Annotated in this window: 15 protein-coding genes; 9 read left to right on the top strand and 6 right to left on the bottom strand. The window is 71.7% G+C overall.

Annotated features, from left to right (window positions below; genetic code table 11):
* Positions 1–148: 148 nt before the first annotated feature.
* The gene (locus AB0K15_RS06460; protein WP_364046243.1) at positions 149–598 is read left to right on the top strand and encodes a nuclear transport factor 2 family protein; all 450 of its coding nucleotides are present in this window, start codon (positions 149–151) and stop codon (positions 596–598) included.
* Here the strand turns inward: AB0K15_RS06460 and AB0K15_RS06455 are convergent.
* Genes AB0K15_RS06455 through AB0K15_RS06440 form a run of 4 tightly spaced genes read right to left on the bottom strand, consistent with a single transcriptional unit; the run spans position 595 to position 4,485 of the window.
* Positions 595–1,587 (bottom strand): LLM class flavin-dependent oxidoreductase, encoded by a 993-nt coding sequence (locus tag AB0K15_RS06455; protein ID WP_364046241.1) that lies wholly within the window; start codon positions 1,585–1,587, stop codon positions 595–597. The genes AB0K15_RS06460 and AB0K15_RS06455 overlap by 4 nt on opposite strands.
* A gap of 48 nt (positions 1,588–1,635) precedes the next feature.
* Positions 1,636–2,880: an MFS transporter gene (locus AB0K15_RS06450; RefSeq protein ID WP_364046239.1), complete on the bottom strand. Its 1,245-nt coding sequence runs from the start codon at positions 2,878–2,880 to the stop codon at positions 1,636–1,638.
* 3 nt (positions 2,881–2,883) lie between these two features.
* The gene (locus AB0K15_RS06445; protein WP_364046237.1) at positions 2,884–3,660 is read right to left on the bottom strand and encodes a GntR family transcriptional regulator; all 777 of its coding nucleotides are present in this window, start codon (positions 3,658–3,660) and stop codon (positions 2,884–2,886) included.
* A 3-nt stretch (positions 3,661–3,663) separates the two neighbouring features.
* Positions 3,664–4,485 carry a creatininase family protein gene (locus AB0K15_RS06440; RefSeq protein WP_364046235.1) on the bottom strand — a complete coding sequence of 274 codons (822 nt, stop codon included), beginning with the start codon at positions 4,483–4,485 and terminating at the stop codon, positions 3,664–3,666.
* Positions 4,486–4,586: 101 nt separating this feature from the next.
* Here AB0K15_RS06440 and AB0K15_RS06435 point away from each other — a divergent pair, with 101 nt between their 5' ends.
* The 6 genes from AB0K15_RS06435 (at position 4,587) to AB0K15_RS06410 (ending at position 12,393) form a co-directional block, all read left to right on the top strand.
* A complete protein-coding gene (locus AB0K15_RS06435) occupies positions 4,587–5,810 on the top strand; it encodes an NRAMP family divalent metal transporter (RefSeq protein WP_364046233.1) in 1,224 nt (407 codons plus the stop codon).
* Between the two features lie 28 nt (positions 5,811–5,838).
* Positions 5,839–6,603 carry a putative hydro-lyase gene (locus AB0K15_RS06430; RefSeq protein WP_360596288.1) on the top strand — a complete coding sequence of 255 codons (765 nt, stop codon included), beginning with the start codon at positions 5,839–5,841 and terminating at the stop codon, positions 6,601–6,603.
* Positions 6,604–6,612: 9 nt separating this feature from the next.
* Positions 6,613–8,112, top strand: coding sequence for an amidase family protein (locus tag AB0K15_RS06425; protein ID WP_364046231.1), 1,500 nt, complete (start codon positions 6,613–6,615; stop codon positions 8,110–8,112).
* Between the two features lie 9 nt (positions 8,113–8,121).
* Entirely contained in the window at positions 8,122–10,059 is a 1,938-nt protein-coding gene (locus tag AB0K15_RS06420) for a prolyl oligopeptidase family serine peptidase (protein ID WP_364046229.1), read from the top strand.
* 220 nt (positions 10,060–10,279) lie between these two features.
* A complete protein-coding gene (locus AB0K15_RS06415; RefSeq protein WP_364046227.1) occupies positions 10,280–11,629 on the top strand; it encodes an MFS transporter in 1,350 nt (449 codons plus the stop codon).
* On the top strand, positions 11,629–12,393 hold the full coding sequence (locus AB0K15_RS06410; protein ID WP_364046225.1) for an N-acyl homoserine lactonase family protein: 765 nt from the start codon (positions 11,629–11,631) through the stop codon (positions 12,391–12,393). The genes AB0K15_RS06415 and AB0K15_RS06410 overlap by 1 nt, the downstream gene beginning before the upstream one ends.
* A 5-nt stretch (positions 12,394–12,398) precedes the next feature.
* Here AB0K15_RS06410 and AB0K15_RS06405 read toward each other — a convergent pair whose 3' ends face one another.
* A complete protein-coding gene (locus AB0K15_RS06405) occupies positions 12,399–13,055 on the bottom strand; it encodes a TetR/AcrR family transcriptional regulator (RefSeq protein WP_364046223.1) in 657 nt (218 codons plus the stop codon).
* 94 nt (positions 13,056–13,149) lie between these two features.
* On the opposite strand from AB0K15_RS06405, the gene AB0K15_RS06400 reads away from it, so the two are divergent.
* Both AB0K15_RS06400 and AB0K15_RS06395 read left to right on the top strand, forming a co-directional pair.
* Entirely contained in the window at positions 13,150–14,082 is a 933-nt protein-coding gene (locus tag AB0K15_RS06400; protein WP_364046221.1) for a shikimate dehydrogenase, read from the top strand.
* On the top strand, positions 14,069–15,904 hold the full coding sequence (locus AB0K15_RS06395; RefSeq protein WP_364046219.1) for a TIM barrel protein: 1,836 nt from the start codon (positions 14,069–14,071) through the stop codon (positions 15,902–15,904). The genes AB0K15_RS06400 and AB0K15_RS06395 overlap by 14 nt, the downstream gene beginning before the upstream one ends.
* 6 nt (positions 15,905–15,910) lie before the next feature.
* Here AB0K15_RS06395 and AB0K15_RS06390 read toward each other — a convergent pair whose 3' ends face one another.
* Positions 15,911–17,083 carry a citrate/2-methylcitrate synthase gene (locus tag AB0K15_RS06390; protein WP_364046217.1) on the bottom strand — a complete coding sequence of 391 codons (1,173 nt, stop codon included), beginning with the start codon at positions 17,081–17,083 and terminating at the stop codon, positions 15,911–15,913.
* Between the last annotated feature and the right edge of the window lie 162 nt (positions 17,084–17,245).

Below are 17,245 nucleotides of genomic sequence, written 5' to 3'. Positions count from 1 at the left end.
CAACGAAATCGAAAGACCGCCAAGGCCCGCGAAAAATCGCCGCCTCTTCACCGGATCGAGCTACGCCGCGGCGGTCGAAACTGTCGATACCGGGTCCTGACGTTCTCGGCACGGGACAAACCCCGGATCGAGAACAGGAACTCAGCCCATGACCGTGGACCACCACCTCGAAGACTTCGCCGCGCTCGACCCGTTTTTCGGCGTCGTCAAGGAAGGCCTCGCCGGCCACGCCGAAGGCGAGCACCTCTTCGACCTGCTCGCCGAAGACCTCGTCACCGAGTTCGTCGTCACCGTGCCCGGCTACCCGAAGAGGGTCGAAGGCCGGGAAGCGCTGGCCGAGCTGTACCGCGGCTACGGGGACGCCATCGTGCTCGACAGAGCCGGCTATCTGGCCGTGCACCACGACCGCGAGAAGTCCGTGGTCACGCTCGAGTACTCGGTGCGCAGGCGGATCGTCGAAACCGGCCGGCCCTACGAGAACCGCTTCGTCTCCATCGTCACCGTCGCGAACGGCGAGGTCGTGCGCTGGCGCGACTACCTCGACTCGCTCGCGGCGGTCCGGGCGCTGGGCGAAGCGGTTCCCGTGAGCGGAACCTAGCCCGCGGCCAGGCGGGGGCCGATGACGTCGGCGAACGCGGCGACGTCGGCCTCCGGCAGGTCGTAGCCGCTTTCGGCCGTGTGCGAAGGGAAGAAGAACACGTGCTCCACACCGGATTCCTCGCGTGCCTGCAGGAGCCGCTCCGCGCAGTACTCCGCGGGCCCGAACAGCCCGAACGCCTCGCTGATCTCCTTGGCCTGCGCGGCGGTGAACGCGGTGGGGTCGTGGTCCTCGGGGATGTCGAGGCCGGCCGCGCGCAGCCACCGAAGGTTCGCCGTGCTCGGGTAGTTGAGGAACGGCTTGTCCGGCCGGAAGTAGCGCCGCACCCATTCGCGCGCGGTGTCGAACGGCTCGATCGCCGTGGGCACGATGAGGATCTCCTGCACCGACTCCGGCGCCCGGCCGGCCCGCAGGGCGCCCGCGCGAACGTGGGAGCGCGCCGCCTCGATGCTGTCCGGGTGCAGGCCCGCGAGCATCACCACGCCGTCGGCGACCTCACCGGCCAGCTCCAGCATCTTCGGCCCGGCGGCGAGCACGAAGATCCCGGGCGCGGGCTTGGCGACGTTGTTCATCTTGATCTCGTGACCGTCCACAGTGGCCGTTTCACCGGCCACGAGCCTGCGGATGGCCGTGACCGCCTCGCCGAGCTGCTCGCGCCGGCCCTGCGGCCGGCCCGCCTTCTCGACGGAGAGGAACCCCGGCGCGAGCGTGAGCAGCACGCGGCCCGGGCCGATCTCGGCGAGCGAGTTCGCGATCGCCGCGAGCACGAGCGGGTGGCGCGTCACCGTGTTGGTGGTGGCCGGGTACAGCTGCAGCTTCGACGTCGCCGCCGCGGCCAGCGTCAGGGCGGAGTAGACGTCGCGGCCCGAGTGGTGGTGGTCGTGCACGCCGACGCCATTGAACCCGGCCTCTTCACACGACACGATGAACTTCGTCAGCTCGGGCAGCGGGCGGCCGACGGGAACCCGGATGTCGACCTTCACGGTCATGGGTGGTCCTTTCTTCCAGCGACAAGCACTCGGTCCGGCGAGAAACTCTCAGTCCGGCAGGGGTTTGCCCTTGGTCTCGGGCAGGAACAGCACGGCGAGCATGCCGAGCAGGTAGATCGGGGCGAAGATCGCGGCCGCGTGGCCGAACCCGCCCACGGCCGAGGCCAGCGGGCCGATCAACACGGCGCCGGCCATGGCCAGGTAACGCGAACCGCTGAACACCACGCTGATCGCCGTCGCGCGGATCGACGTGGAGAACAGCTCCGGCGTGTGCACGGTGTACCAGCTGTACACACCACCGGTGAGGAACCCGGCGATCAGCTGCAGCCACGTGGCCGTCGCGGCGTCGTGCACCAGCAGGAACACGATGGGCACGATCGCCACGCACCCGGCGAAGTACACCTGGATCGAGAGCTTGCGGCCCCAGCTCTCGGCGAGGAAACCGAGCAGGATGCAGCCCGCGATCTCGCCGAGGTTGTACAGCGCCCCGGCCCAGCCCGTGTAGAACGCGATGCGCTTCGGATCGTCGACGAGGCCGCCGACGAAGCTGGGCAGGAACGAGCTCACCGCCCACCAGCCGCCGGTGATCGCGATCGAAACCGCCAGCGCGCCCAGGAAATTGCGCCGCACGCCGGGCGCCAGCAGCTCGCCGATCCCGACTTTTCGCTTGCGTTGCGCCGCCCAGCGCGGGGACTCGGGGATGCTGCGGCGCACCAGCAGCACCACGACGAGCGGGATCACCCCGAACAGGTACATCCAGCGCCACGACAGCCCGAGCGTCGAGCCGAGCAGCACCCACAGGCCCGACACGAGCACGCCGCCGACGGAGAACCCCGCCTGCAGCAGGCCGGCGCCGCGGGCGCGCCACCGCTCCGGCCACACCTCCTGCAGCAGCGAAGTGCCGACACCCCACTCGGCGCCGATCCCGAGCCCGGTGAGGAACCGCGTGAGCCCGAAGATCCACCAGTTCCCGGACAATGCCGAGCACGCCGTGAAGACGCTGTACACGGCGACCGCCACGATCATGGTCCGCCGCCGGCCCAGCCGGTCGCCGAGCACGCCGCCGACGATCCCGCCCGTGGCCCAGCCCGCGAGCGTGATGGCGACCAGGTAACCCTGGTACGTCGTGAGGTGCGGCAGCTGGTCGTGCGGCAGCAGCTCGGTGAGCGTCGGCCGCGCGGTGATCAGCAGCACGAACGTGTCGTAGCCGTCGGCGACCCAGAAAACCAGGGTCAGCGCCAGCACGCCCCACGCCTTGCGGTCGAGCCGCGGTGGGTTGGCCAGTGTGGTCATCTCTCACTCATCGAGGTAGGTCCGGATCACCGAGAAACGCAGGTATTCGTCGTTGACGTGCGCGACCGTGACGGCCACGGGCTGCTCGTCGGCCCGGATGTGGGTGTGGCGCAACCGAAGCAACGGCTGCGTGGCCGGCACGTTCAGCGCGGCGGCGACATCCGGCGGCGGCAGCACCGGCCGGACCTCGGCCACGGAGTAGCACACCGGCGGGCCGAGGTGGAGCTCCACGAACTCGAACGTCGACTGCGCGGGCTCCAGGGCCCGCGGGTCCTCGCCGAGCAGCCGCACCGGGAAGTGGTCCACGCTGTGCACCGCCGGCTCGCCCGAGGCGGCGAAGACGCGCTCGATCCGCAGCGCCTGCTCGCCGTCCGGGATCTCCAGCGACGCGGCCACGTCCGCCTCGAGCGCCACCACGCGCCGGTCGGCCGTGCTCACCGACGCCTCGTGACCGGCCTGGGCGAGCAGGTCCATGAACGCGCCGGCCTCCGCGAGGTTCGCGCCGAGGCCCAGTGCGTGGCGGTTGATGAACGTGCCGTGGCCGTGCAGCCGGCGGATCCGCCCCTCCTTCTGCAGCGACTGCAGTGCCGAGCGCAGCGTCGCCCGGCTCACGCCGAGCGCGGCCGACAGCTCCGCCTCCGACGGCAGCCGCAGCCGGCCCGTCTCGCCGAGCCGGGTGATCACCTCGCGCAGCCGGTCCTTGACCTGCCGGTACGCGTCGGACGTGATCGCCGTGAGGTCGGCCGGCAGAGCCGGTTCGGGGTGGATCCGCGTGACCACGGGTCAGTCCTCGCGGCGGCCGATGGGGCCGTCGTACGTGCGCAGCCAGTCGACCAGCTCGCCCAGGCGCCCGACGATGTGGTCGTGGTAACGCTTGCCCTTGTCCTCCGAGAGGCCCTTCGACGAGCTGAACGAGCCGGTCGGGGTGAACGCGCGCTGCTCGTCGCCGGACCAGATGATCTCGACGCCGTCGGGCGCCGGGCCGAACAGGTCGTTGCCGACGAAGCCGCCGAAGACCGCGTCGAAGTCGACGGAGGCGTCGGTGAGCCGGTCGGTGCGGATCTTGCCCGGGTAGCGGTAGTGCACGTGGGAGAGCTCGAGCTCACCGGCGTGGTGCTCGTTGGTCTCCTTGATCGTCGGCGAGGCCGACCGCGCGAGGTGCAGCGGGTCCGCGACGGCGAAGAGCACCTCCGGCAGCTCCTCGTCGTGCAGCACGCGCACGGCGCTGTTGAGCGCGGGCAGGTTCGAGCCCTTGTGCCCGTTGAGCAGGATGATGCGGGTGAAGCCGTGGCGCGCGAGGCTGCGGGCGACGTCGCGGATCAGCAGCGTCAGCGTGTCCGGGCGCACCGTGATGGTGCCGGGGAACGCGCCGTGGTGCGACGAGTCGCCGTACCAGATCGGGGGCGCGACCAGCACGCCCTTGCGCTCGGCCACGTCCTCGGCCAACGTGATGGCCACGTAGGAGTCGACTCCCAGCACACCGGCCGGGCCGTGCTGCTCGGTGCTGCCGATCGGCACGATCACGATCCGCTCGGTTTCCAGGTACGAGCTCACTTCTTCCCAGGTCAGGTCCTGGATCCAGACCGAAGGCAGGTTCTCCGCCACGGTGCCTCCCAAATGGTGATACAGGTCGTAAGACGTCAGACGTCTAACTTAAGCTGCGCGGCAACCCCCGCCAATCGGGACCAAGGAGTGGGATGGACAGCGTGACCAGGACCGAGGACCGGCCGGCCCGGCCGGGCAGGCTGCGCGTGCCGCCGTTGTTCGGCGCGGCGCTGCTGATGGCCATGAGCGCGGCGGGACCGGGGTTCATCACCCAGACCGCCTCGTTCACCGTGCTCTACGGGGCCTCGTTCGCGTGCGCGGTCGTGGTCTCGATGATCATCGACGTCGCCGTGCAGCTCAACGTGTGGCGCATCCTCGGCATCTCGGGGCAGCGCGCGCAGGACATCGCGAGCAAGGTGTTCCCGGGTGCCGGCCAGGTGCTCACGGTGTTCGTGGTGCTGGGCGCGGTGGTGTTCAACATCGGCAACATCGCCGGCACCGGCCTCGGCCTGCACAACCTGCTGGGCATCGACCCGCGGATCGGCGCGGCCATCAGCGGCATCCTCACCATCGCGATCTTCCTGGTCCGCTCGGTGCTCACGGCCGTGGACCGCGTGATGGTGGTGCTCGGGTTCGTGAAGATCGTGCTGATCATCGCGCTGGTCGTGGCCACGGCGCCGCCGGTCGGGCAGGCCGCGGTGGGCACCGTCGACCCGAAGGGCCTGCCGTTCCTGCCGATCCTCACGCTGATCGGCGGCACCGTCGGCGGGTTCATCACCTACTCCGGTGCGCACCGGCTGATCGACGCCGGCATCACCGGTGTGACGAACCTCAAGCGCATCAACCGCGGCGCGTGGACCGGCATCCTCGTGGCCTGCGTGCTGCGGATCGTGCTGTTCCTCGGCTTCTTCGGCGTGGTCGCGACCGGCGCGACGCTGGCGAACAAGAACGACGCCGCGGGCTCGGCCTTCCTGTCGGCGTTCGGCACGGTGGGGCTGCACCTGTTCGGCCTCGTGTTCTGGGCCGCCGGGATGACGAGCGTGATCGGCAACTCCTACACCACCGCCACGTTCCTGCAGTCCTACGTCAAGCCCGTGCGCACGCACTTCAACCGCGCGGTGATCGTGCTGATCGGCCTCGCGACGATCGTGTTCATCGCCGCGGGCCAGACGCCGCAGTCGATGCTGGTGTTCGCCGGCGCGATCAACGGGCTCGTGCTGCCCGTCGGCCTGGCCATCATCCTGTGGGTGGCGCTGCGCCGGCGCGACCTGATCGCGGGCTACCGCTACCCGAAGGTGCTGCTCGGCGTCGGCATCGCCGCCTGGTTGTTCACCGCGTACGCCGCCGTGGAATCCCTGACCTCACTCGGTTCGATCTTCTCCTGAGGAGTTGCTGATGACTGTCACCCCCGCCCTGAGCCCGGCCGAATCCCGCGAAGCCTTCCGCGGCGGCCTGCGCGTGCCGACCGCCGGCTGGGCGCCGGGCTACGCCCAGGCCAACATGATCATCGTGCCGCGCGAGTACGCCTACGACGCGCTCCTGTTCGGCCAGCGCAACCCCAAGCCGTGCCCGATCATCGGCGTCACCGACACCGGCAGCCCCCACACCGACCTCGCGCCCGGCGCCGACCTGCGCACCGACCTCGGCGCCTACCGGGTCTGGCGCGACGGCGAGCTGGTCGACGAGCCGGACGACGTGCTGGAGTACTGGAACGACGACCTCGTCACGTTCCTCATCGGCTGCAGCTACACGTTCGAGGCGCCCCTGGTCGCCGCGGGCATCGAGGTCCGCCACATCAGCAAGGGCCAGAACGTCTCGATGTACAAGACCTCCCGCGAGTGCGCCCCCGCGGGCCGCCTGAGCGGCCCCATGGTCGTCTCGATGCGCCCGATCGCCGCCGACCGCGTCGCCGACGCCGTGCGCATCTCCGGCCAGTTCCCGGCCGTGCACGGCGCGCCGGTCCACATCGGAGCGCCCGAGGCGCTCGGCATCGAGGACCTGTCGAAGCCCGACTTCGGCGACCCCGTGGAGATCCGCGAGGGCGAGGTGCCGGTGTTCTGGGCGTGCGGCGTGACCCCGCAGGCGGCGATCATGCAGTCGAAGCCGCCGTTCGCGATCACGCACGCGCCGGGGTACATGTTCGTCACGGATGTGCCGGATTACACGTACGCCGTGTGAGACTTCGCCGTGCTCAACCTCGAGACGGTGACCGTCGAGCAGCTGACCGAGTCGCTCATCACACGGCGGCTGTCCGCCGTGGCCCTCGCCCGTGCGTGCCTCGACCGCATCGCGGCACTCGACGAGCGGGGCCCGGCGCTGCACGCGGTGCGCGCGCTGAACCCCGGCGCGCTCGCCGACGCGGAGGCGGCCGACCGGCGGTTGCTCGCGGGTGACCACGGCCCGTTGATCGGGATACCGGTGCTGCTGAAGGACAACATCGACGTCCTCGGGATGCCGACGACCGCGGGCTCCCTCGCGCTGGAGCACTCGTACCCGGTGGCCGACGCGCCGCTGGTGACCGCCCTGCGCCGGGCGGGCGCGGTGATCCTCGGCAAGGTCAACCTGACCGAGCTCGCCAACTTCCTCACCGCCGGCATGCCCGGCGGCTACAGCTCGCTCGGCGGGCAGGTGCTCAACCCGTACGACGTCACGCAGACGCCGAGCGGTTCGAGCTCCGGATCGGCCGTCGCGGTGGCGGCCGGGCTGGCGGCGTTGAGCGTCGGCAGTGAGACGTCGGGCTCGATCCTCGGCCCGGCGTGCGCGAACTCCGTGGTGGGCCTCAAGCCGACGGTCGGGCTCGTGCCGCGCACGGGGCTCGTGCCGATCGCCGGCAGCCAGGACACCGCCGGTCCGCTCGCCCGCACGGTCGCCGACGTGGCCGCGCTGCTGACGGTGCTCGCCGCCCGGGACGAGCGCGACCCGGCGACGGCCGCGAACCCGCTGGCGGACCACGATTTCGCCGGCGACCTCGACCGTGCTGCCGTGCGGGGCCGGCGGATCGGCGTGGTTCTGGGCTGCGTGCCCGAGGAGGGCAGCGACGACCGGGCCCTCTGGGACGACGCCACGCAGGCGATGCGCGAACTGGGCGCGACCCTGGTGCCGGTCGAGCTCGACACGCGAAGCGGCATCGAGGGCGGCTCGTCGGTGCTGACCTACGAGTTCGGCCGCGACCTCGACACCTATCTGTCCGGTTTGCCCGAGGACGCGCCGTGCCGCTCGCTCGCGGACGTGATCGCCTTCAACGAAGCGCACTCCGCGGCCGTGCTGAAGTTCGGCCAGACCCGCGCACTCGCCGCGCAGGCCAAGGACCGCGCGCCCGGCAGCGCCGACACGCGGCGGTACCTCGCCGACCGCGCGCAAGACCTCGTCGAGAGCCGGGATCGCCTGGATGCGCTGCTGCGGGCGGAAAACCTCGCCGCCCTGCTGTTCGCCGGTTACCCGGGCGCGAGCATCGGTGCCCGGGCGGGCTACCCGTCACTGGCCCTGCCCGCCGGCTACCGCGCGGCGGACCGGCGGCCGTTCGGGATCACCCTGCTCGGGCCGGCGTGGAGCGAACCGGAGCTTCTCGGCCTCGGCCACGCGTTCGAACAGGCCACGCACCTGCGGCGCCCGCCGTCCGTGGTCAATCCGGCACTGTTGCGGGGCAGGGGGTGCGGTGTGGCCGACGGGACGGGCGAGATCGGCTAGCGTGGCGCCGTGCAGATCTCCGAGTTCGGTTCCTGGGCCACGCCGTTCACCGCCGACCTGATCACGCAGAGCGCCGTGCGTGTCACGGATGTCCGGGCGGACGCCGGCGCCGTGGTGTGGTCGGAGGCGCGACCGGCCGAGGGCGGGCGGGTGCAGCTCGTGCGGCGGGAAGCCGACGGGAGCACCGCCGACCTGCTGCCCGAAGGTTTCGGGGCGCGCACGAGCGTGCACGAGTACGGCGGGGCCGACTGGTGGGTGCGCGACGGCGTCGTGTGGTTCGCCAACTGGGCCGACCAGCGGCTGTACCGCCTCGGCCGCGGTGGTGAGCCGGAAGCCGTCACTCCCGAGCCCGAGGTCCCGCGCGGTGATCGGTACGCCGACGGTGACCTGACCGCCGACGGCACGCGCCTGGCCGTGGTGCGTGAGCACCACCCGAAAACGGGCCGGGGCGCGGGCGATGTGCGCAACGAGATCGTGCTGCTGACCGAGGGAGCCGAGCCCGAGGTGCTCGTGTCCGGGCCGGACTTCGTCGCGAGCCCGCGGTTCTCGCCCGACGCGGGGAAGCTCGCGTGGGTCGCGTGGGACCACCCGAACATGCCGTGGGACTCGACCGAGCTGCGCGTGCGCGACCTGGCCTCCGGCGAGGAGATCGTGGTCGCGGGCGGGCCGGGGGAGTCGGTGTCCGAGCCGCGCTGGCACGCCGACGGCACGCTGTACTTCCTGTCCGACCGCACCGGCTGGTGGAACCTGTACCGGCTCGGCGCGAGCGGCACCGTCGACCCGGTGGTCGTGCTCGACGCCGAGATCGGTGTGCCGGCCTGGGGCCTCGGCACGGGCCGGTACGTGGTGCTGGCCGACCACCGTGTGGTGTTCGCCCGCTGGTCCGGCGGCATCGACGGGCTCGCGATCGCGAGCCCGGACGGCACGGTGACCGACCTCGACACCCCGTTCACCGCGATCAGCGCGCTGCGCCCGGCCGGCGGCGACGAGCTGCTCGTCATCGCCGGTTCCCCCACCGCCGAGCCGAGCGTGTACACGCTGACCGCCGAGGGCAAGGTCGCCACCGTGCGCGAGCCGCGCGACACGGGGATCGGCGCGGAGTACGTGTCCGCGCCCGAGGCGATCGACTTCCCGTCGGGCGACCGGGTGTCCCACGCGTTGTTCTACCCGCCGGCGAACCCGGACTTCGCGGGCCCCGCCGGATCGAAGCCGCCGGTCGTCGTGGTCGTCCACGGTGGACCGACCTCGCACGCGGTTCCCGTGCTGTCGCTGGGCATCCAGTACTGGACCAGCCGCGGCTTCGGCGTCGTGGACGTGAACTACGCGGGCTCCACCGGCTTCGGCCGCGCCTACCGCGAAGAACTCCACGGCACGTGGGGCATCCTCGACGTCGCCGACTGCATCGCGGCCGTGCGCTGGCTCGCCGCCGAAGGCCGCGTCGACGGCGACAAGCTCCTCATCCGCGGCGGCTCCGCCGGCGGGTACACCGTGCTCGCCGCTCTCTCGCGCGCCGACACGCCCTTCGCCGCCGGCACCGACCTCTTCGGCGTCGCCGACCTCCAGGCACTGGCGGCCGACACGCACAAGTTCGAAAGCCGCTACCTCGACCGCCTGATCGGCCCGTACCCCGAGATGCGCGACGTGTACCTCGACCGCTCGCCCATCCAGCACATCGACGCCTTCACCCGGCCGCTGCTCGTCCTCCAGGGCGCCGACGACCCGGTGGTGCCGCCCAACCAGTCGGAGCTCATCGTCGACGCCCTGCGCTCGCGCAAGGTCCCCGTCGCCTACCTCCTCTTCGAAGGTGAGCAGCACGGCTTCCGCCGCGCCGAGAACATCCGCCGGTCCCTCGACGCCGAACTGAGCTTCTACAGCCAGATCCTCGGCTTCGACCTCCCCGCGGGCGAGGCCATCGAGCCGGTCGAGGTGGAGAACCTCCGGCCGTAGCGCTTCCGGCCGGCCGGAAACCCCTGACCACCAAGGGTTTCCGGCCGGTTCGCGCACTCTCCACAAAGGAGCGCTCCGCGGTCCGTCGCGTCCGGGCGGAGTCGATCTTGCGCCGAAACTCGTCCTTGACAACCTCGGGTTCGCCCTTCACTCTCTCTAATTAACCGCACGGTACATTAGCTGGCGGGCGAGGCAACGGCGCACCGCAGAGGAGACAAACGTGAACGGTCGAGCAGATCGAGCGGCGCCCGCCGCGGGCCGGCCCGCGAAGGCGGCACTCGCCGCCTGGATCGGCAGCGCGCTCGAGTACTACGACTTCTTCATCTACGGCACCGCCGCCGCGCTGGTCTTCGGCAAGATCTTCTTCCCGGCGTCCTCACCGGCCGCGGGCACGCTGCTCGCGCTCTCGACGTTCGGCGTCGGTTACGTCACGCGCCCGCTCGGCGCGCTGCTGCTCGGCCACCTGGGCGACCGGTTCGGCCGCAAACGCGTGCTCATCGCGACGCTGCTGCTCATGGGCCTGTCCACCGTGCTCGTCGGCTGCCTGCCCAGCTACGCGGCGCTCGGCGTCGCGTCGCCGGTTCTGCTCGTCGTTTTGCGGCTGCTGCAAGGGCTTTCCGCCGGTGGCGAGCAGGCCAGCGCCAACTCGATGAGCCTGGAGCACGCACCGGAACATCGCCGCGCGTACTACACGAGCTTCACCCTCAGCGGCACGCAGGCCGGCCAGATCGTGGCCACGGCGGTGTTCCTGCCCGTCGCCGCGCTGCCGCAGGACGCGCTGGTGTCGTGGGGCTGGCGCGTGCCGTTCTGGCTCAGCGCCGTGATGGTCGCAGTCGGGTACTTCATCCGCCGTTCGGTGGAGGAGACGCCGGTGTTCCGCGAGGAGGTCGCCGCCGGCGAGGTCGTCCGGCTGCCGCTGGCGGTGCTGCTGCGCGACCACTGGGCCGACGTCCTGCGCGTGATCGTCGCCGCCCTCATCGCCTCCGTCAGCACGATCTTCACCGTCTACGCCCTGAGCTACGCCGTGAACACGGTGGGGCTGAGCAAAACGCCGATGCTGTGGGTGGGTGTGCTCGCCAATGTCGCGGCCGTGATCTCGATCCCGTTGTGGGCCAAGCTGTCCGACCGCACGGGCCGCAAGAAGATCTTCATCGCGGGCTCGCTCGGCTGCGCGGTGCTCATCTTCGGTTACCTCGGCGCGATCGCCGCCGGCAGCTACGTGTGGATCTTCGTGCTCGGCGTCGGCATGTTCGGCATCGTCTACACCGCGACGAGCGCCATCTGGCCCTCGTTCTACGGCGAGATGTTCCCGGCCCGCGTGCGGCTGTCGGGCACCGCGATCGGCACGCAGATCGGCTTCGCCATCAGCGGTTTCCTGCCGAGCGTGGCGGCGGCCGTCGCCGGGGACGGCAAGGGCGCGTGGCTCGGCGTCGCGATCTTCACCGCGGGCCTGTGCGTGGTCAACGCGATCGCGGTGGCCACCGGACGCGAGACCTACCGCGTCCCGACCGCGTTGCTCGGCCTGAAGAACGCGCCGGCGCGGCAGGCGAGCGAGGTCGGCGTCCAGTAGTGAGCACGTTCGAGGTCCACGCCCTGTGCTACGCCCGGCGCGAGGGAGTCCGCGGAGACCACTTCCTGGGCCACGGCACGGATTCCGCCGAACCGCACCCGACGGCGTACTTCGTGTGGCTCGCCGTCTCACCGGAACACACGGTGCTCGTCGACGCCGGGATGCGCCCGGAGCGCGCGGCGGAGGTGCCCGGGCTGGCGTACACCGACCCGGTGGACCTGCTCGCGGAGTTCGGTGTCGAGCCCGCGGGCGTGGACCACGTGGTGCTCACCCACCTGCACTACGACCACGCCGGCCGGGCGAGCGCCTTCCCCGACGCGACTCGCGTCGTCCAGCAGTCCGAAATGGACTACTGGACCGGGCCGTGGGCCGAGCGCATCACGCGGGAACGCTGGCTGCTGGACGAGGTCGAGCTGCCCCGGCTCCGAGCCCACGCGCGGCTGCGGCTCGTGGACGGCGACGCCGACGTCGTGCCGGGCCTCAGCGTCCACCTCGTCGGCGGGCACACCGCCGGCACGCAGGTGGTGCGGATCGCGACCGCGGCAGGCCCGGTCGTGGTCGCCTCCGACGCCAGCCACTTCTACGAGAACCTCGAAGCCGACCACCCGGCGCCGCTGCTGCACTCGGCCACCGGCGTATACGGCGGCTTCGACCGCATCCGGGAGCTGGCCGGGTCGTCGGGGATCTTCCTGCCCGGCCACGACCCGCGCGTGCTCGACCGCCACCCGACGGACGCCTCCGGCCGGATCGCGAGGATCGCGTGAGCGGCTCAGTTCGCGGTCAGGTAGCTCACGAGCAGGTCGCCGAGCATGCGCCGGTGGTGCTCGCGCGTGGCCGGGTCGAGCAGGTCGCGGCCGAAAATCGCGTTGAACGTGTAGCGGTTCGCGGTGCGGAAGACGCAGAAGGCGCTGATGGCCATGTGCACGTCGAGCGCGTCCACGTCGTCGCGGAAGAGCCCGGCCGCGCGCCCGCGTTCGAGGATGCGGGTGAGCACGTCGAGCGCCGGGTTGGCGAGCGTCGACAGCGTCGTGGAGCGCGCGATGTGCTCGGCGCGGTGGATGTTCTCGATGCTGACCAGCCGCACGAAGCCGGGGTGGGACTCGTGGTGGTCGAAGGTCAGCTCGGCGAGCTGGCGGATCGCGTCGACCGGGTCGAGGTGGTCGACGTCGAGCTCCTGCTCCAGCGACCGGATCACCGTGTAGGCCCGCTCCAGCACCGTGACGAAGAGCTGGTCCTTGCTGGTGAAGTAGTAGTAGATCATCCGCTTGGTGGTGCGGGTCTTCGCCGCGATCTCCTCCACGCGGGCGCCGTCGTAGCCCTTCTCGGCGAACTCCGCGGCGGCGACGTCGAGGATCTCGGCCTTGGTCCGCTCGGCGTCGCGGGTGCGGTCTTTCCCGGCGGCGTCTTCCGGCGACGGTGCGGCCACGGACGTCCCTTCTCCCTCCGGACGGATCTCGTCCCACTCTAGGCCGCTCGGCCGTTGTCCCGCCCGGCACCACCGGCACGTCGAAAGGAAACCTGTGTACCCAGCCACGGTCGTGGACGCGGTCCGCGAGCACGCCCGCCGCTCCGGCCCGGGCGCCGTGCTCGCCGGGCTCGTCGGTTCGGGCATCGGCCCGTCGCTGAGCCCGCCGCTGCACGAGGCCGAGGCGCGCCGGCTCGGCGTGCGGCTCGCCTACGGCCGCTTCGACCTCGACGACTGGGGGCTGCCCGCGAGCGCCGCGGGCGAGGTGGTGGCGGCCGCGCGCGCCGCGGGCTACGCCGGGCTCAACGTGACGCACCCGTGCAAACAGGTCGTGCTGGACCACCTCGACGAGCTTTCGGCCGACGCCGCCGCGCTCGCCGCCGTGAACACCGTGGTGTTCCGCGAAGGCACCGCGGCCGGGCACAACACCGACTGGTCCGGGTTCGCCCGCGGCCTCGAAACGGGGCTGCCGGGCGTGCCGCTGGGTTCCGTCGTGCTGCTGGGCGCGGGCGGCGCCGGAGCGGCCGTGGCCCATGGTCTGCTGACGCTCGGCGCGGGCCGGGTTCGCGTGCTCGACCTGGACACCGCACGGGCCGAGGCACTCGCCGCGGCACTGCGGGCGCGGTTCGGCGCGGAGCGGGCTTCGGCCGGCGGTTCGGTGGCGTCGGCGCTGGCCACCGCCGACGGCCTGGTCCACGCCACCCCGGTCGGCATGGCCGCACACCCGGGCCTGCCGCTGCCCGCCGGGCTGCTCGATCCGCGGCTGTGGGTCGCCGAGGTCGTGTACCGGCCGTTGGAGACGGAGCTCGTGCGCGTCGCTTCCGAACGCGGCTGCCGCGTGCTCGACGGCGGCCGGATGGCCGTCTTCCAGGCCGCCGACGCACTCGCGTTGTTCACCGGCGCCGAACCCGACGCCGCCCGCATGCGGCGCCACTTCGACCGGCTCGCCGCCCCAGGGGAAAGGGAACCCGCTGATGTCCTCGACTGAAACCCGCGCCCTCGGAAACCGCCGCGCGATCGCCACCGTCTGCCTGTCCGGCACGCTCGAGGACAAGCTGACCGCCGCCGCGGCCGCCGGGTTCGACGGCGTGGAGATCTTCGAGAACGACCTCCTCGCCGCACCGTGGTCGCCGAAGCAGGTGCGCGAGCACTGCACGGACCTCGGCCTGACGGTGGATCTCTACCAGCCGTTCCGCGACTTCGAAGCCGTGGCGCCCGCCGTGCTCGCGGCGAACCTGCGCCGCGCCGAGCTCAAGTTCGACGTGATGGAGCAGCTCGGCGCGGACACGATGCTCGTGTGCTCCTCGGTGTCCCCGGACGCGGTCGACGACGACGATCTCGCCGCCGAACAGCTCCACGTGCTGGCCGAGCGCGCCGCCGCTCGCGGGCTGCGGATCGCGTACGAAGCCCTGGCGTGGGGCCGGTTCGTGAACACCTACGAGCACTCGTGGCGGATCGTGCGCCGGGCCGCGCACCCCGCGCTCGGGCTGTGCCTCGACAGCTTCCACATCCTGTCCAGGGGCAGTGATCCCGCCGCGATCCGGACGATCCCGGGGGAGAAGCTGTTCTTCCTCCAGCTGGCCGACGCGCCGCGGCTGGAGATGGACGTGCTGCAGTGGAGCCGCCACCACCGGCTCTTCCCGGGCCAGGGCGCGTTCGACCTCACGGCCTTCACCGGCCACGTGCGCGCCGCCGGCTACGACGGGCCGCTGTCGCTGGAGGTGTTCAACGACGTGTTCCGCCAGGCCGACCCCGGCCCGGCCGCCGTCGACGCCATGCGATCGCTGCTGGCACTGGAGGAGTCGCTCGGCGCGACGACGTTGCCGGCCGCCCCGGCGCTGAGCGGGCACGCGTTCACGGAGATCGCCACGGCCGGTGCCGAGGTCGGGCAAGCGCTGGCGGCACTCGGTTTCGCGCACGTCGGGCAGCACCGGACCAAACCCGTCGCGCTGTGGCAGCAGGGTGGGGCGCGGATCCTCGTGAACTCCGCCGTGCCCGGCGACGCGGGCGACGAGAGTGCCTCCGTGGCCGCGCTGGCGGTGGAGAGCGCGGACCCGGTGGCCTCGGCGGACCGTGCGCAGCGGCTGCTCGCACCGGTGCTGCCGCGCACCCACAGCGCGGGAGAGGCCGACCTGTCCGCGGTCGCCGCGCCCGACGGCACCTCGGTGTTCTTCTGCCGTACCGGTCCCGGCGACAGCTGGCTCGACGATTTCGCCGCGGTGGCGGGAAAAGCCGTCGGTGCCGGCATCACGGGCGTCGACCACGTGTCCCTGACGCAGCCCTTCGACCACTTCGACGAGGCCGCGCTGTTCTACCGCGCGGTGCTCGGCCTCGAACCCGACCCGGTCACCGAGTTCGCCGCGCCGTTCGGTCTCGTGCGCAGCCGCACGGTCACCGGCGGGACCGAGAGCGGCACCGTGCGCGTCGCCCTGGACTCCGCCCTGCTGCGCCGCGGCGACTGGGCCCCGGGCGTGCGCGAACCCCAGCACGTCGCCTTCACCACGGACGACGCGCTCTCCGCCGCCCGCGCGATGCGCGACCTCGGCGCCCCGCTCCTGCCGATCCCCGGCAACTACTACGACGACCTCGACGCCCGCCTCGCCCCGCCACCGGACCTGATCGACGCCCTGCGCGCCCACTCCGTTCTCTACGACCGCGACGAACACGGCGTCCTGCTGCACTTCTTCACCGAAATCCTGGGCGGACGGGTGTTCTTCGAGGTGCTGCAGCGCATCGACGGCTACGCGGGCTACGGCGCCGTCAACGCTCCCGTCCGCATGGCCGCCCACCGCCGCGGCCGCCTCGGCTGAGTGTCCTCACTGGACGGTGTAGGTCTCCAGCGAGTGCGCGATCCACCCCGCCGTGCGGGCGATCACGAACACCGCCTCGCCGGCGCCCTCGGCCATGCCGTGCACGAAACACAGGGCGCCCAGCGCGAACTCGACGTTCGGCTCGAGATCACGCCGGCGGCGGACGAGGTCGATGGCCGCCTCGACGATCGCGAGCCGTTCGGGGTCGGCGGGCGCTTCGGCGAGCAGGCGCAGCAGCTCCGACGCGCGGGGATCGGCACTGCGGTAGCGCGGCTGCCCGAAACCGGACAGCCGGTCGCCGCGCAGGAGGCGTTGTTCGAGCACCCGCGAAACCGAGGCGGGCGAAGCGATGTCACCCAGCCAAGCCTGCACCGCGAGTGACGAACCACCGCCCAGCAACAGTCCACTCGCGACACTCATGCCCGCGAGCACGGCCGAGTACGGGTCGGCTGCCTTGGCCGCGGCCTCGCGTACCGCGCGCGTCGACGGGCCGAGGCCGTGGTCGGCGAGCAGGACCAGGGCGGCCGAGAGCACCGCGAGCCGTTCCGGCGTCGCGGGTTCCGCGGTGAGCCGGCCCCACAGCCGCTCCGCGATGGGACGGCCACGCTCGCACACCGCGCCCGGCTGGGGCAGCGACTCCACGAACGCGGGCGCCATCGTGCGCGCCGCCGAGAGCACCGACGGCACGGACAGGTCGTAGCGGAACGAGTCGCGCGCGCCGAGCAGCGTCGCGGTGACCTTGAGCCGGTCGAGCGGAAGACTGCCGGCCGGCATGGTGTCCTGAAGCCGGTGGATGGCGGAGATCAGCTCCGGTTCGAGGTCCCGCGCGGGCGCCACGTCAGGCTGCTCCCACAGCAGCTCGGCGACCTCTTCGTACGAGGCCGTGCGCGCGAGCTCCACGGCGTCGCGCTCGCGGTAGAGCAGCGTGTCGCCGTCGAGGCGCGCGACCTGGCTGGTGTCGGCCGAGACCGCGGGCTCGTCGTCGTGCAGGAGCGTGCGCGTGCCCTTGCGCTGCCCGAAGCCCTCGACCTCGCTGCGCGAGAGCCAGCTGCGCCGGTCGCGGGGGAGCCGGTGGCGTTTCAGCAGGCCACGGCTGATGTAGGCGTACACCGTGCTCTGCTTGACCCCGAGGACGTCGGCTGCCTCGGCGATCGACAGCACCTCAGTGTCGGTGCTCACGACTGGTGACCCCTCTCTTGCGGTGATCTCGTGCCGCGCTGACGATTCGCGGCGAGTCTAGTGACCACCAATGCTTGTCACGGAACAGAAACATCGGGTTGACAACGGATTCCGGACAGGCCTACGGTCTCGTCGTTCTCGTCAATGTTGATGCTCAATGTT

The sequence above is a fragment of the Amycolatopsis sp. NPDC049253 genome (genome assembly GCF_040678995.1).
Lineage (GTDB): Bacteria > Actinomycetota > Actinomycetes > Mycobacteriales > Pseudonocardiaceae > Amycolatopsis.
This window is presented reverse-complemented; position numbering and strand designations above follow the sequence as displayed.